This window comes from Mycobacterium lacus (assembly GCF_010731535.1).
In the GTDB taxonomy this organism is placed as follows: Bacteria; Actinomycetota; Actinomycetes; order Mycobacteriales; family Mycobacteriaceae; genus Mycobacterium; species Mycobacterium lacus.
The window spans coordinates 1,651,732-1,668,974 of sequence record NZ_AP022581.1 but is presented as its reverse complement, the minus strand read 5'-3'; the positions used below and the strand labels follow the sequence as shown (position 1 = coordinate 1,668,974).

Genomic DNA, 17,243 nt, shown 5'->3' with positions numbered 1-17,243 from the left:
CCGCTAGCGCTCGCTCGTTACGTTCCGAGTTCTTCGTCGAGGATGGCGAAGAGCTGGCTTTCGGTGGCGGTGGTGATGTCGTCGTCGTCGGGCTCCTCGGGGTCGAGGTGGGCGCGCAACGTGCTCAGGAGGGTTTGGATGCGAGTGGTGAGGTGTGGTTTGTCCTCGGGTTTCCAACCGGTGTGGTTGAGCAGTGTTTGCAGTTCGCGGGTGATCTCGTTGAGGCGCGCCAGCGGGTTGGGTTGGTCGGCGCCGCTGGTGGTTTCCGCCAGCTGATCGTCGAGGTGTTGGGCGAGCGCGGTGGGGGTTGGGTAGTCGAAGATGAGGGTGGGCGAAAGGGTGAGTCCGGTGGCGGTTTTGAGTCGGTTGCGCAGTTCCACGGCGGTCAGTGAGTCGAAACCGAGGTCTTGAAAGACGCTGCCGGCGTTGATGTCCGCGGCGTTGGTGCGGCCCAAGACGGTGGCGGCGTTGCTGCGGACCAGGTCCACAAGTTCGCTGTGCCGATGCTCGGCGGACAGGCCGTGCAGCCGGGTGACGAGGCCTGTCATCGAGGCCGCGGTGTCGTCGTAGACGACACGTCGGGTGGGGCGCGCGACCAGCCGACTCAGCAGGGGCAGCGCGGCGCCGTGCTCGGACAGCGCGGCTGGGTCGAGGCGGGTAGCCACGAGCGTGGGGCGTTGGGTCAGCATCGCCTCGTCGAGCAGGTGCAGGGCGTGGGGGGTGGACAGCGGTGTGAGTCCGAGGCGCCTCATGCGGGCTTTGTCGTGATCGGCCAGGTGTTGGGTCATGGCACTGGTTTGTTCCCAGAGGCCCCAGGCCACCGACAACCCGGGTAGGCCCCGGGCGCGGCGGTGGGCGGCCAGCCCGTCGAGAAAACTGTTGGCCGCCGCGTAATTACCCTGCCCGGAGCACCCACGATCCCGGCCATCGAGGAAAACAGCACAAACGCCGACAAATCCATGTGTTCGGTAAGCTCATGCAAATTCCAGGCCCCATCAACCTTGGCCCGCAACACCGCATCCACCCGCGCCGGTGTCAACGACGCGATCAGCCCATCATCGAGCACCCCCGCGGCATGAAACACCCCCTTAAGCGGATAGCGCGGATCCAGCCCGGCCAACAACGCCGCCACCGCATCCCGATCGGCCACATCACAAGCCAGCACCGACACCCGCGCCCCCGCGCCCTCGAGCCGACCCACCAACTCATCGACTCCCGGGGCATCGGCACCGCTGCGGCTGACCAACACCACATGGGCCACCCCGTAACGGGCCACCACATGCTCGGCCACCGCCGCCCCGGCCATCCCGGTACCCCCCGTGATCAGCGCCGTGGACCCCGCCAACCCCCCACCCGCCACGGTCAACACCACCTTGCCGACATGACGGGCCTGACTGACAAACCGATACGCCGCCGCAGCACACCGCACATCAAAAGCCTTGACCGGCAACGGCTCCAACACCCCAGCAGCAAACAACCCCAACAACTGGGCCAGCATCACCGCGATCCGATCCGCACCGGCCTGCATCAAATCAAACGCCCGATACACAACACCGGGATGGTTAGCGGCAACCACCCGCGGATCACGCACATCGGTCTTACCCATCTCAATAAAACACCCACCACCGACCAACAACCGCAACGACGCATCCACAAACTCACCGGCCAGCGAGTTGAGCACCACATCAACCCCCGCCCCCTCGGTGACCGCCAAAAACTTCCGCTCAAACTCCACACTCCGCGAATCCCCGATATGCTCATCATCAAACCCCATCGCCCGCAACACATCCCACTTACCACGACTAGCCGTGACGAAAACCTCCACACCCCAATGCCGCGCCAGCTGCACCGCCGCCATCCCCACCCCACCGGCAGCCGCATGCACCAACACCTTCTGACCCGCCCGCACCCCGGCCAACACCGACAAGCCATACCACGCGGTCAAAACACCACCGGCACCCTGCCGCCCGCACCAACGACCAACCCACCGGCACCGCGGTCACCAACCGCGCATCCACCACCGCCTCAGAACCCACCACCCCAACAACCCCATCACCGCATCACCAACCGCCAACCCCGCCACCCCCGGACCAACCTCAACCACCACCCCCGCACCCTCAACACCGATCTGTCCACCACCGGGATACATCCCCAACGCCACCAACACATCCCGGAAATTCACCCCCACCGCGGCCACCGCCACCCGCACCTGCCCGGCACCCAGCTCCACTCGTGGACACGACCGCACCACCAGATCCTCCAACGTCCCCCCACCACCAGCGCTGACCCGCCACCCCCCCGCCGGCAACTCCAACACCGCCCCTGCCCCCACTGGAACCAACCGAGCTGCATGCGCCACACCTGAACGCACCACCACCTGCGGCTCACCACAACCAATAACCTCCGCCACATCCAACGACCCATCCGAATCCGACCTGACACTCTGCGCCGAACGCACCAACCCCCACACCGCCGCACCAGCCAAATCCGTCACATCCTCACCGGCCAAACCCACCGCACCACGCGTGCACACCACCAACACCCCCGACCCCCCACCGGCCAACCACGACTGCACCACCCCCAACACCTCATGCACCGCCGCATACACCGACCCACCACCACCACACCATCACCACCAACACCGTTGGACCCCAACGACACCGGCGACCACACCACCTCCAACAACCCCCCCCCCACGCGGCACCACAGCCGACAACACCCCCGCCGACACCGGACGAACCACCAACTCCCGCACCGACAACACCGGCAACCCCACCCCATCGGCCAACTCCACCGACACCGCCCCCAACCCCACCGGCACTAACCGCACCCGCACCTCGACGCCCCCACCGCATGCAAACACACCCCGCCACGAAAACGGCAACACCGTCGCACCCCCCTCGCCGGCCACCCCCAACGCATGCAACGCCGCATCCAACACCACCGGATGAATCCCAAACCCACCCCCGACCACCGCAACCTCCGGAACAGCCACCTCAGCGAACACCTCCTCACCCCGCCGCCACATCGCCCGCAAACCCCGAAACGCCGGACCATACTCATACCCCCGCCCAGCCAACCGCTCATACGCACCGGCCACATCCACCGCCACCGCCCCCACCGGCGGCCACACCGACAAATCCGCCCCCGGCCCCACCGAACCCGCGCTCAACACACCCTGCGCATGCAACACCCACACCGAATCAGATTGCCCACCACACGAATACACCGACACATCACGACAACCCGAATCACCCACAACACCCACCACCACCTGCACCCGAACCCCGCCAACCTCCGGCAACACCAACGGAGCCACCAACGTCAACTCCTCCACCACACCACAACCAACCTCATCACCAGCCCGCAACACCAACTCCACAAACCCCGCCCCCGCAAACAACACCACCCCACCCACAACATGATCGACCAACCACGGCTGCCCAACCCCCGACAACCAACCCGTCAACACCACCCCACCCGAATCCGGCCGCTCCACCACCGCACCCAACACCGGATGACCAACCCCCACCAACCCCACACCCCCCACATCCACCAACCCCACCGACCCACAAGACAACCAAAACCGCCGCCGATCAAACGCATACGTCGGCAACTCCACACGACGCCCGGCGCCAAAAACCGCCCGCCAATCCACACCCACCCCGGCGGTGAACAAATGCCCCAGCCCGGCCAGCAGCGACTCGGCTTCGGGGCGGTCCTTGGCCAGCGTGACCACCGACACCGCCTGCTCAGCGGTCAACGACTGTTCCACCGCGGCGCTGAGGCCGCCACCAGGACCCACCTCCACAAAAACCCCGGCCCCCAACGACTCTGCGGCCCGCACCCCGTCGGCGAATCGCACCGGCTGCCGCACGTGCTCGACCCAATACTGCGCCGACCCGTATCCGGGTCCGGCCAACTGCCCAGTCAGGTTGGACACCAACGCAATCCGTGGTTCTGCGGCCGAAACCCCGGCGAGCAGCCGCGAGAACTCCACGAGCATCGGGTCCATCAGCGCCGAATGAAACGCGTGCGACACCGGCAACCGATGCACCCGCCGACCCTGCTGCGCCAAGCGATCCGCCACCGCGGCCACCGGCGCGTCGGCACCCGAAATCACCACCGCGTTGGGGCCATTGACGGCCGCGATGCTCACTCCTTCGGTAACCAACGGCGCCACCTCGTCTTCGCGGGCGGCCACCGCCACCATCACCCCACCGGCGGGCAACCCCGCCATCAACCTGGCCCGCCCGGCCACCACGTTGGCCGCATCCGGCAGCGACAACACGCCCGCCACATAGGCGGCGGTGATCTCGCCCACTGAATGGCCCGTCACGACGTCCGGCAACACGCCCCAGTGCCGCAGCGACGCCGCCAACGCCACCTCGACGGCAAACAAGGCCGGCTGCGCGAACTCCGTGCTTTGCAGCAGCGCGGCATCGCCACCCCACATCACCTGCCGCAGCGGCAACCGCAGATGCGGGTCCAACGCCGTCACCGCCTCGTCAAAAGCCTTGGCGAACACCGGGAATTGCTCGCACAGCTGTCGGCCCATGCCTAGCCGCTGCGCGCCCTGGCCGGGAAAGACAAACGCGGTCTTGCCCACCGATCGGGCGCGCCCCACCACCACACCGGGATCCGGATCACCGGCGGCTAGCCCGAGCAACCCCGCCAGGAGATGGTCGCGGTCCCTGCCGACCACGACTGCCCGATGGTCGAACACGGACCGCGTCGTCACCAACGACCAACCCACATCGGCCAGGCTCAGGCTCGCATCGCCGGCCACATGGGCTGCCAGCCGCTTGGCCTGATTGGCTAGCGCCCGCTCCGAACGAGCGGACAACACCCACGCTGTCACCAAGTCATTGCGCTCGGGCGCAACGCTTTCCGGGCTTTCAGGCTCGGGCGGCCGTATCGGTGCCTGTTCCAGGATCACGTGCGCATTGGTGCCGCTGATCCCGAACGACGACACCCCCGCCCGCCGCGGACCATCTCCTGCCGGCCACGGCCGCGCCTCGGTCAACAACGACACCGCCCCCGCCGACCAATCCACATGCGGCGTCGGCACATCCACATGCAACGTCTTGGGCATCACCCCATGGCGCATCGCCTGCACCATCTTGATCACCCCGGCCACCCCCGCCGCCGCCGACGTGTGACCGATGTTGGATTTGACCGACCCCAACCACAGCGGCCGATCCGCCAGCCGATCCCGCCCATACGTCGCCAACAGCGCCTGCGCCTCAATCGGATCCCCGAGCACGGTCCCGGTCCCGTGACCCTCCACCACGTCCACATCGGCCGCGGTCAGCCCCGCGCTGGCCAACGCCGCCCGGATGACCCGCTGCTGGGACGGCCCATTCGGTGCCGTCAGCCCGTTGGAGGCGCCATCCTGATTCACCGCGGACCCCCGCACGAGCGCCAACACCGGATGCCCCAACCGCCGCGCATCGGCCAACCGCTCCACAGCCAAGACCCCCGCCCCCTCCGACCATGCGGTGCCATCGGCGGCGCCCGCGTACACCTTGCACCGACCGTCGGCGGCCAGCGCCCGCTGCCGGCTGAACTCCACGAACGCAGCGGGCGTGGCCATCACCGTCACCCCACCGACCAGCGCCAGATCACACTCCCCCGACCGCAGCGACTGCGCCGCCAGATGCAACGCCACCAACGACGACGAACACGCCGTATCCACCGACACCGCAGGGCCTTCCAACCCCAGCACGTAGGCCACCCGCCCCGAGACCACACTCAACGTCGAACCGGTGAGCCCATAACCCTCCAGTTCACCCTGCACTTCGCCTCCGTAGCCGGCGTGGATCACGCCCGCGAACACCCCCGTCGGCGAACCCCGCAATCCCAGCGGGTCAATCCCGGCGCGCTCCAAGGCTTCCCACGACAACTCCAGCATTAGCCGCTGCTGAGGATCCATCGCCAGCGCCTCGCTGGGGCCGATACCAAAGAACCCGGCATCGAAATCTCCCGGATTCCTTAAGAACGAACCCTGGCGTACGTACATTTTTCCCGGGACGTCGGGGTCCGGGTCGTAGAGACCTACTGTGTCCCAGCCCCGGTCCGCGGGAAAGTCTGACACCGCGTCGCGGCCCTCAACCACCATCTCCCACAAGGCCTCTGGGGAGTCCACACCACCCGGATAACGGCACGCCATCCCCAACACCGCCACCGGCTCCGACAGCTTGCCCTCCAATTCCGAGAGACGCCGCCGAGTGCGCCGCAGATCCGCGGTGAGGCGCTTCAGGTAATCAACATGTTTGGCGGTGCCCGACACTGGCGCTCCTTGTCGTGAGGGTCCTACGTTCCGAGTTCTTCGTCGAGGATGGCGAAGAGCTGGCTTTCGGTGGCGGTGGTGATGTCCTCGTCGTCGGGCTCCTCGGGGTCGAGGTGGGCGCGCAACGTGCTCAGGAGGGTTTGGATGCGAGTGGTGAGGTGTGGTTTGTCCTCGGGTTTCCAACCGGTGTGGTTGAGCAGTGTTTGCAGTTCGCGGGTGATCTCGTTGAGGCGCGCCAGCGGGTTGGGTTGGTCGGCGCCGCTGGTGGTTTCCGCCAGCTGATCGTCGAGGTGTTGGGCGAGCGCGGTGGGGGTTGGGTAGTCGAAGATGAGGGTGGGCGAAAGGGTGAGTCCGGTGGCGGTTTTGAGTCGGTTGCGCAGTTCCACGGCGGTCAGTGAGTCGAAACCGAGGTCTTGAAAGACGCTGCCGGCGTTGATGTCCGCGGCGTTGGTGCGGCCCAAGACGGTGGCGGCGTTGCTGCGGACCAGGTCCACAAGTTCGCTGTGCCGATGCTCGGCGGACAGGCCGTGCAGCCGGGTGACGAGGCCTGTCATCGAGGCCGCGGTGTCGTCGTAGACGACACGTCGGGTGGGGCGCGCGACCAGCCGACTCAGCAGGGGGGGCAGCGCGGCGCCGTGCTCGGACAGCGCGGCTGGGTCGAGGCGGGTAGCCACGAGCGTGGGGCGTTGGGTCAGCATCGCCTCGTCGAGCAGGTGCAGGGCGTGGGGGGTGGACAGCGGTGTGAGTCCGAGGCGCCTCATGCGGGCTTTGTCGTGATCGGCCAGGTGTTGGGTCATGGCACTGGTTTGTTCCCAGAGGCCCCAGGCCACCGACAACCCGGGTAGGCCCCGGGCGCGGCGGTGGGCGGCCAGCCCGTCGAGAAAACTGTTGGCCGCCGCGTAATTACCCTGCCCCGGAGCACCCACGATCCCGGCCATCGAGGAAAACAGCACAAACGCCGACAAATCCATGTGTTCGGTAAGCTCATGCAAATTCCAGGCCCCATCAACCTTGGCCCGCAACACCGCATCCACCCGCGCCGGTGTCAACGACGCGATCAGCCCATCATCGAGCACCCCCGCGGCATGAAACACCCCCTTAAGCGGATAGCGCGGATCCAGCCCGGCCAACAACGCCGCCACCGCATCCCGATCGGCCACATCACAAGCCAGCACCGACACCCGCGCCCCGCGCCCTCGAGCCGACCCACCAACTCATCGACTCCCGGGGCATCGGCACCGCTGCGGCTGACCAACACCACATGGGCCACCCCGTAACGGGCCACCACATGCTCGGCCACCGCCGCCCCGGCCATCCCGGTACCCCCGTGATCAGCGCCGTGGACCCGCCAACCCCCACCCGCCACGGTCAACACCACCTTGCCGACATGACGGGCCTGACTGACAAACCGATACGCCGCCGCAGCACACCGCACATCAAAAGCCTTGACCGGCAACGGCTCCAACACCCCAGCAGCAAACAACCCCAACAACTGGGCCAGCATCACCGCGATCCGATCCGCACCGGCCTGCATCAAATCAAACGCCCGATACACAACACCGGGATGGTTAGCGGCAACCACCCGCGGATCACGCACATCGGTCTTACCCATCTCAATAAAACACCCACCACCGACCAACAACCGCAACGACGCATCCACAAACTCACCGGCCAGCGAGTTGAGCACCACATCAACCCCGCCCTCGGTGACCGCCAAAAACTTCCGCTCAAACTCCACACTCCGCGAATCCCCGATATGCTCATCATCAAACCCCATCGCCCGCAACACATCCCACTTACCACGACTAGCCGTGACGAAAACCTCCACACCCCAATGCCGCGCCAGCTGCACCGCCGCCATCCCCACCCCACCGGCAGCCGCATGCACCAACACCTTCTGACCCGCCCGCACCCCGGCCAACACCGACAAGCCATACCACGCGGTCAAAAACACCACCGGCACCCCCGCCGCCCGCACCAACGACCAACCCACCGGCACCGCGGTCACCAACCGCGCATCCACCACCGCCTCAGAACCCACCACCCCCAACAACCCCATCACCGCATCACCAACCGCCAACCCCGCCACCCCCGGACCAACCTCAACCACCACCCCCGCACCCTCAACACCGATCTGTCCACCACCGGGATACATCCCCAACGCCACCAACACATCCCGGAAATTCACCCCCACCGCGGCCACCGCCACCCGCACCTGCCCGGCACCCAGCTCCACTCGTGGACACGACCGCACCACCAGATCCTCCAACGTCCCCCACCACCAGCGCTGACCCGCCACCCCGCCGGCAACTCCAACACCGCCCCCGCCCCCACCGGAACCAACCGAGCCGCATGCGCCACACCCGAACGCACCACCACCTGCGGCTCACCACAACCAATAACCTCCGCCACATCCAACGACCCATCCGAATCCACCAACACCACCCGACCCGGACACTCCGCCTGCGCCGAACGCACCAACCCCCACACCGCCGCACCAGCCAAATCCGTCACATCCTCACCGGCCAAACCCACCGCACCACGCGTGCACACCACCAACACCCCCGACCCCCCACCGGCCAACCACGACTGCACCACCCCCAACACCTCATGCACCGCCGCATACACCGACCCACCCGGCTCGCACACCACCACACCATCACCACCAACACCGTTGGACCCCAACGACACCGGCGACCACACCACCTCCAACAACCCCCCACCCCCACGCGGCACCACAGCCGACAACACCCCCGCCGACACCGGACGAACCACCAACTCCCGCACCGACAACACCGGCAACCCCACCCCATCGGCCAACTCCACCGACACCGCCCCCAACCCCACCGGCACTAACCGCACCCGCACCCTCGACGCCCCCACCGCATGCAAACACACCCCCCGCCACGAAAACGGCAACACCGTCGCACCCCCCTCGCCGGCCACCCCCAACGCATGCAACGCCGCATCCAACACCACCGGATGAATCCCAAACCCACCCCCGACCACCGCAACCTCCGGAACAGCCACCTCAGCGAACACCTCCTCACCCCGCCGCCACATCGCCCGCAAACCCCGAAACGCCGGACCATACTCATACCCCCGCCCAGCCAACCGCTCATACGCACCGGCCACATCCACCGCCACCGCCCCACCGGCGGCCACCGACAAATCCGCCCCGGCCCCACCGAACCCGCGCTCAACACACCCTGCGCATGCAACACCCACACCGAATCAGATTGCCCACCACACGAATACACCGACACATCACGACAACCCGAATCACCCACAACACCCACCACCACCTGCACCTGAACCCGCCAACCTCCGGCAACACCAACGGAGCCACCAACGTCAACTCCTCCACCACACCACAACCAACCTCATCACCAGCCCGCAACACCAACTCCACAAACCCCGCCCCCGCAAACAACACCACCCCACCCACAACATGATCGACCAACCACGGCTGCCCAACCCCCGACAACCAACCCGTCAACACCACCCCACCCGAATCCGGCCGCTCCACCACCGCACCCAACACCGGATGACCAACCCCACCAACCCCACACCCCCCACATCCACCAACCCCACCGACCCACAAGACAACCAAAACCGCCGCCGATCAAACGCATACGTCGGCAACTCCACACGACGCCCGGCGCCAAAAACCGCCCGCCAATCCACACCCACCCCGGCGACGTGGGCCTGGCCGACGGACAGCCAAAGCCGGTCAAGCCCACCGTCGTCGCGCCTCAACGATGGAATGATGATGGCGTCAGGGGAATTCGGACCCGCCGACGTCGCGCAGGTTTCCTCGATGCTGGCGATCAACACCGGATGCGGGCTGGATTCGATGAAGACCTGATACCCGCCGTCGCGTGCGCTGCGTACGGCCCGCGCGAACTCGACCGTTCGCCGGATGCTCTGGAACCAGTAGTCGGCGTTCAACGCGCCGGTGTCCATCCGCTCGCCCGTTACCGTCGAAAAGAATTCCACCGGGCACGAGTGGGGTTCGATACCGGTCAGCGCCTGGATGAGGGGCGCGCGGATCGCGTCGACGTGTGCCGAGTGGGAGGCATAGTCGACGTCGATCCTGCGGGCACGCAGGTTGTCGGCGTCACAACGCCGCACCAGCTCCTCGAGGGCGTCTACCGCGCCGGAGACGACCACCGCTGAAACACCGTTTACCGCAGCGATATTCAGCTGATCTCCCCACGGCGCCAACAGCTCTTCCGCTCGTGGTAGCCCACACGCCAGCGAGACCATGCCCCCGGCACCCGAGAGCTTCAGCAGCAGCCGGCTGCGCAGCGCCACTACCCGCGCGGCGTCTTCCAGCGACAGCGCGCCCGCCACATACGCCGCCGCAATCTCGCCCTGCGAATGGCCGATCACCGCGTCTGGGACGACGCCCAGTGAGCGCCAGAATTCGGCAAGCGACACCATCACCGCCCACAGAACCGGCTGCACCACATCGACCCGGTCGAGCCCCGGGGCACCCGCCACTCCACGAATCACATCGATCAGGGACCACTCCACGTGCGCAGCAAGCGCCGTATCGCAGCGCTGCAGATGATCGACGAATACCTTTGTGGGGGTAGGGCCCGGTTCCGGGGGAGTTTCGAGTAACTCCGCTCCCATGCCGGCCCATTGCGAGCCCTGGCCGGGAAACACAAACACCGTCTTGCCCACCGCCTGGGCACGCCCCACCGCCACGGCGGCGCCCGGCTCGCTCGCCGCCAGCCCGGCCAAGCCCGCCATGAGCTGCTCACGGCCGGCGCCCACCACCACAGCGCGATGCTCGAACATCGACCGCGTCGTCGCCAACGACCACCCCACGTCGGACGCATCCAGGCCCTCATCGGCGCCCACATGCTCCAGCAACCGCCGCGCCTGGCCCGCCAAAGCCCCGGCCGCACGGGCAGACAACACCCAGGGGACCGCCACATCGGCGCTACCACGCTGGGCCGCAACACTTTCCACTGGAGCAGGTGCCTGTTCCAGGATCACGTGCGCATTGGTGCCGCTGATCCCGAACGACGACACCCCCGCCCGCCGCGGACCATCTCCTGCCGGCCACGGCCGCGCCTCGGTCAACAACGACACCGCCCCCGCCGACCAATCCACATGCGGCGTCGGCACATCCACATGCAACGTCTTGGGCATCACCCCATGGCGCATCGCCTGCACCATCTTGATCACCCCGGCCACCCCCGCCGCCGCCGACGTGTGACCCATGTTGGATTTGACCGACCCCAACCACAGCGGCCGATCCGCCGGCCGATCCCGCCCATACGTCGCCAACAGCGCCTGCGCCTCAATCGGATCCCCCAACGTGGTGCCCGTCCCGTGACCCTCCACCACGTCCACATCGGCCGCGGTCAGCCCCGCGCTGGCCAACGCCGCCCGGATCACCCGCTGCTGGGACGGCCCATTCGGCGTCGCCAGCCCGTTGGAGGCGCCATCCTGATTCACCGCGGACCCCCGCACGAGCGCCAACACCGGATGCCCCAACCGCCGCGCATCGGCCAACCGCTCCAGCACGAGGGCGCCCGCGCCCTCGGAAAACCCGGTCCCGTCGGCGGCGCCCGCGTACGCCTTGCACCGACCGTCGGCCGAAAGTGCGCGCTGCCGGCTGAATTCGATGAACATCGCCGGGGTGGCCATTACCGTCACCCCACCAGCGAGCGCCAGATCACACTCCCCCGACCGCAGCGACTGCGCCGCCAGATGCAACGCCACCAACGACGACGAACACGCCGTATCCACCGACACCGCAGGGCCTTCCAACCCCAGCACGTAGGCCACCCGGCCAGAGGCCACACTCAACGTCGAACCGCGCAGTCCGTACCGCTCAAGGTCGCCGGGCACCCGGCCTTGACCCCCATACGAACCGTGAAACACCCCGACGAACACCCCCGTCGGCGAACCCCGCAGACCCAACGGGTCAATCCCGGCCCGCTCCAACGCCTCCCACGACACCTCCAACAACAACCGCTGCTGGGGATCCATCGCCAGCGCCTCGCTGGGCGCGATGCCGAAAAACGTAGCGTCGAAACCCGCCACATCGGAGAGAAATCCGCCGCACCGGGCGTAGGACTTCCCTGTCGCGTCGGGATTTGAGTCGAACAACCCGGCCAAATCCCAGCCACGATCCGCCGGGAAGTCCGATACGACGTCGCGGCCGGCGGCGACCATCTCCCACAATCCGTCGGGCGAATCCGCCCCACCTGGATAACGGCATCCCATCCCCACCACCGCCACCGGGTCGGTCGCACGGGCCACAAGCTCTCGGTTCTTTTGCTTCAGCCGCTCGTTGTCCTTCAGCGTTTTGCGCAGGGCCATGACGAGCTCTTCTTGCGTGCTGTTCATCCAACCCGGCCTTTCGTCCTGCTCAAACGAACGGGTGAAGCCGCGCTGCGTGTCCCATCGCCGTCACGTCCTACAAGGCGATGCGTTACGGGCGGAGGGAGAGTCCACAGGTACGCATCAGTGCCAGCGCAACAACACGAGTTCGGAACAGAATCCGGGACCCATCGCGATCATCAGCCCCGGACTTTCGCTGGGCGGCGGTTTGGCGATGGTGTCACGCAGCACATGCAGCACCGATGCCGAGGAGAGGTTGCCGATCTCACCCAGTGAGCGCCAGGTCAGCTCCAGGGCATCCGGTGGCAGGTCGAGGGTCTCGGTGATGGCGTCGATGATCTTGGGGCCGCCGGGATGGGTGACCCATGCGCCCACGTCGGTGGTGGTCAGGCCGTGCGCGGCCAGAAACTTGGTGACGTCCTCGCCCAGATACTGTTCGACGACGACCGCCAGGTCCCGGGATAGCACCAGCTCGAACCCGGCGGCGCCGACGTCGTAGCCCATCGTGCGCAGCGAGTCGGGGTAGAGGTGGCTGCGTGAATCGAGGATGTCCGGCCCGGCCGCGGGCGTTTCTTCCGCGCGACGTTCGCCGACGGCCACCACCGCGGCGGCTCCGTCAGCAAACAGCGCGCTGCCGACCAGCCCGGCCAGCGACGGCTTGTAACCCGGGTAGGTCAGTGAGCACAGTTCGACCGAGACCAGGGCGGCGACGCCGTCGGGCGCGCCCCGCAGGTAATCGTGCAGCCGGGCCACCCCCGCCGCCCCGGCGACGCAGCCCAGGCCGAAGAGCGGCACGCGGCGCACATCAGGGCGCAGCCCCAGCCGTCCGGCGATCCGGGCATCCAGCGACGGCACCGCAAGACCGGTAACCGTCGCGGTGATCAGCACATCCAGGTCACGGGGCCGCAGTCCGGCCTCGTCGAGCGCGCCGGTCAGCGCCTCAACACCGAGGTCCACGGCCTTTTCGATAAAAATCTGGTTTGCCCGGCCGAAGTCGGTCAGCGTCGGATACGCCTCGATTGGCAATGCCAGGTGACGACTGTTGACTCTGGCGCTGGCGTGTAGCTGCCGAACAATGTCCTCGTAGCCCTCGAAATCCGGAATGCTGACGAAAAAGTCGGTGAGTTCTTGCTGGGAATAGCGATACGGGGGCAAAGCGCCGAACACGCCTGCGATGACGCTCATTGCTCCCACCCCTTTGATACGAAAGATCTAGGTAGAACGGTTCAACCGGATCGCTTAGACCCGGCAGTTTAATCGGCTTGGAACTGCCCGGCAAAGTTGCGGCGTGGCTGGCTCAGCGCGGGCGAGCGCCTGCCGCCGGGCGCGATCGAAGAGCACGTTCAGTTGGCCGGCAGCTTGACGCCGGGACACCGCCCTGATGGGGGGCAACCTTCGATGACCGCTGAATGAATCCCAACGTGGTCTGAACATGCACTTCACGGTGTTGTCCGTACGCCCGCCCTTTGCGCACCGGGTGAGTGCGTTCACCAGTCGAGCAGTTCCTGCAGCGGCGAAGCGTTGGCGGCCTCAGCGGCCGCATACGATTCCCCGCCGGCGGCCAAGGCGCACACAAACTCATCGTGTAACGCCGCGGCGCTGCGGCCGTGGCCGCCGACACCTCGTCGGCGCCCGCCGCCAATACTCCCGTCGTCGGAGCCGCCGCCGCATTGATCGGCGACCCAATACCGGCCGAATCCTCGGCCACAGCCGCCAGCGTCTCCGGTGCCGTGATCACAAATGCCGTCACCGCGCTCCCATCCACTCACCACGAAGCGTCGCGCCGCAGAATGACCGGATCGTATCGCGATCCCGACAGCACGCCCGACGTTTCCTCCGACTCTGCGGCCGGCCTTGCCGGCGCAGCCGAAGCTACCGCCGCAGCCGCTGCCGTAGGCGGTCCGCGCTCGCGCGGACCAGGTTTAGCTGCGTGGCAACCTGACTCGGTGCGGTGCCGCCACGGGAATCACGTGACGACACCGAGCCTTCGATCGTCAGCACCTCGCGGACCTGCGGCGTCAGGTCGGGGCTGATGGCCGCCAGCTCGTCGTCGGTCAGCTCATCGAGGCCGACGCCGCGCCCCTCGGCCGCACGCACGGCCGCGCCCGCGGCCTCATGCGCCGACCGAAACGGAACGCCCTGCCGCACCAGCCATTCGGCGATGTCGGTGGCCAGCGTGTAGCCGGCCGGGGCCAGGGCCGCCATCCGCTCGACATCGAACGTCAGACTGCCCACCAGTCCCGCCATCGCCGGCAACAGCAACTCCAGTTGGGCCACCGAGTCGAACACCGGCTCCTTGTCTTCCTGCAGGTCGCGGTTGTAGGCCAGCGGCTGGGCCTTCAGCGTCGCCAACAGCCCGGCCAGGTTTCCGATCAACCGCCCGGACTTGCCGCGGGCCAGCTCGGCGATGTCGGGGTTCTTCTTCTGCGGCATGATCGAGCTGCCGGTGGACCACGAGTCGTGCAGGCTGACGTAGCCGAATTCCGTCGAGCTCCACAGGATGATGTCCTCGGCCAGGCGCGACAGGTCGACGGCGATCATGGCGAACACGAACGCCGCCTCGGCGGCGAAGTCCCGGGCAGCGGTCGCGTCGATGGAATTGTCGGCGGCGGCATCGAAACCGAGGTCCGCGGCGATCGCGTCCGGGTCCAGACCCAGCGACGACCCCGCCAGGGCACCCGCGCCATACGGGGACACCGCCGCTCGCCGATCGAAGTCGACGATGCGGTCCACATCGCGCAGCAGCGGATGGGCGTGCGCGAGCAGGTGGTGCGCCAAAAGGATCGGCTGGGCGGACTGTAAGTGGGTCTTACCAGGCATGATGGCCGTCGGATGCGCGGCGGCCTGATCGGCCAGCGCGGTCACGACGTCGAGCACACCTTTGGCGACCCGGCGCACCGCGTCGCGCAGCCACATCCGGAACAGCGTGGCCACCTGGTCGTTGCGCGAGCGGCCGGCCCTCAGGCGGCCGCCCAGGTCGGGACCCACCCTGTCGATCAGTCCGCGCTCCAGCGCGCCGTGCACATCCTCGTCGGTCACCAGCGGGCCGAAGCTGCCGTCGACAATGTCTGCCGCGAGGCTGTCGAGGCCGGCGAGGAGGCCGTCGCGTTGCTCCTCGGTGAGCAGCCCGGCGCGGAAGAGCACCATCGTGTGCGCCCGGGACGCGGCGATGTCGTAGGGGGCCAGCACCCAGTCGAAGTGGGTGGACTTGCTCAAGGCGGCCAGGGCATCGGACGGACCGGCGGCGAACCGCCCGCCCCACAACGACCCCTCGTTGGTGCTCACCTTCTTGTGCCGAGCAGACGCAAAAACTCCTTTGCGCCCGGCGTGTCGCGGACTTTTGCGTCTGCTCGCCGTAGCAGGGTCACCGCAGATCCCGGCGGGCGGCGAGCTTGGACGACAGCCCGTGCACGTAGACGAAGCCCTTCGCGGCGGACTGGTCGAAGGTGTCGCCCTCGTCGTAGGTGGCCAGGTTGAAGTCGTAGAGCGATTCGGCGCTGCGCCGGCCGTTGACCGCGATGTGGCCACCGTGCAACACCATCCGCACCTCGCCGGACACGTGCTCCTGGGTCTTGGCGACGAAACTCTCCAAGGCCACCTTCAGCGGCGAGTACCACAGCCCGTCATACACCAGCTCGGCCCAGCGCTGGTCGGTCTGACGTTTGAACCGGCCTAGGTCGCGCTCCAGGGTGACGTGTTCGAGTTCGGTGTGCGCGGTGATGAGCACCATCGCTCCGGGTGCCTCGTAGATCTCGCGACTCTTAATGCCGACGAGCCGATCCTCGACGACGTCGAGACGCCCGACACCCTGCGCGCCGGCGCGGCGGTTGAGTTCCTCGATGGCGCCCAGCATCGACACCGGGTTGCCGTCGATCGATACCGGCACGCCCTGTTCGAAGCCGACGATCACCTCGTCGGGGGTGTTCCAGTTGACCGTCGGGTCTTCGGTGTAGGCATAGATGTCCTTGGTGGGGGCGTTCCACAGGTGCTCCAGGAAGCCGGTCTCTACCGCGCGGCCCCACACGTTTTGGTCGATCGAGAACGGCGAGCGTTTGGTGACATTGATCGGGATGTCGTTTTCCTCGGCGAAGGCGATGGCCTTCTCTCGCGTCCACGCGTAATCGCGGACCGGCGCCAGCACCTCCAAATCCGGTGCCAGCGCGGCGAATCCGACCTCGAACCGAACCTGGTCGTTGCCCTTGCCGGTACAGCCGTGCGCGACGATGCCGCCGCCGTGCTCACGTGCCGCCGCGACCAGGTGCTTGACGATCAGCGGCCGGCTGATCGCCGACACCAGCGGGTAGCGGTCCATGTACAGCGCGTTGTTGAGGATCGTGGGAAGGCAGTAGCCCTCGGCGAATTCGTCGCGGGCGTCGACGACGACAGCCTCGACGGCGCCGCAGTCCAGCGCACGCTGGCGCACCACCTCCATGTCCTCGCCGCCCTGGCCGAGATCGATCGCCACCGCCACGACCTCGCGTCCGGTCTCCTTGCCTATCCAGCTGATCGCCACCGAGGTGTCCAGACCGCCGGAATACGCCAGGATGACCCGCTCTGACCCTGAGGAATTTGACACTGGCCAATC

At 67.2% G+C, this 17,243-nt stretch carries 3 protein-coding genes and 3 pseudogenes; all 6 read right to left on the bottom strand.

Annotated elements, in window-relative coordinates:
• Positions 1 to 17: 17 nt before the first annotated feature.
• Positions 18 to 6,292: pseudogene (locus G6N24_RS07645) on the bottom strand (SDR family NAD(P)-dependent oxidoreductase); the annotation flags it as partial.
• 23 nt (positions 6,293 to 6,315) lie between these two features.
• Positions 6,316 to 12,664 (bottom strand): annotated as a pseudogene (locus G6N24_RS07640) (SDR family NAD(P)-dependent oxidoreductase).
• A 117-nt stretch (positions 12,665 to 12,781) separates the two neighbouring features.
• Complete coding sequence (locus tag G6N24_RS07635) at positions 12,782 to 13,843, bottom strand: type III polyketide synthase (RefSeq protein ID WP_085160893.1); 1,062 nt, start codon at positions 13,841 to 13,843, stop codon at positions 12,782 to 12,784.
• 320 nt (positions 13,844 to 14,163) lie between these two features.
• Positions 14,164 to 14,408 (bottom strand): annotated as a pseudogene (locus G6N24_RS23860) (PE family protein); the annotation flags it as partial.
• A gap of 122 nt (positions 14,409 to 14,530) precedes the next feature.
• Positions 14,531 to 15,943: an argininosuccinate lyase gene (gene argH, locus G6N24_RS07625; protein WP_085160896.1), complete on the bottom strand. Its 1,413-nt coding sequence runs from the start codon at positions 15,941 to 15,943 to the stop codon at positions 14,531 to 14,533.
• A 79-nt stretch (positions 15,944 to 16,022) separates the two neighbouring features.
• Positions 16,023 to 17,234, bottom strand: coding sequence for an argininosuccinate synthase (locus G6N24_RS07620; protein ID WP_085160899.1), 1,212 nt, complete (start codon positions 17,232 to 17,234; stop codon positions 16,023 to 16,025).
• Between the last annotated feature and the right edge of the window lie 9 nt (positions 17,235 to 17,243).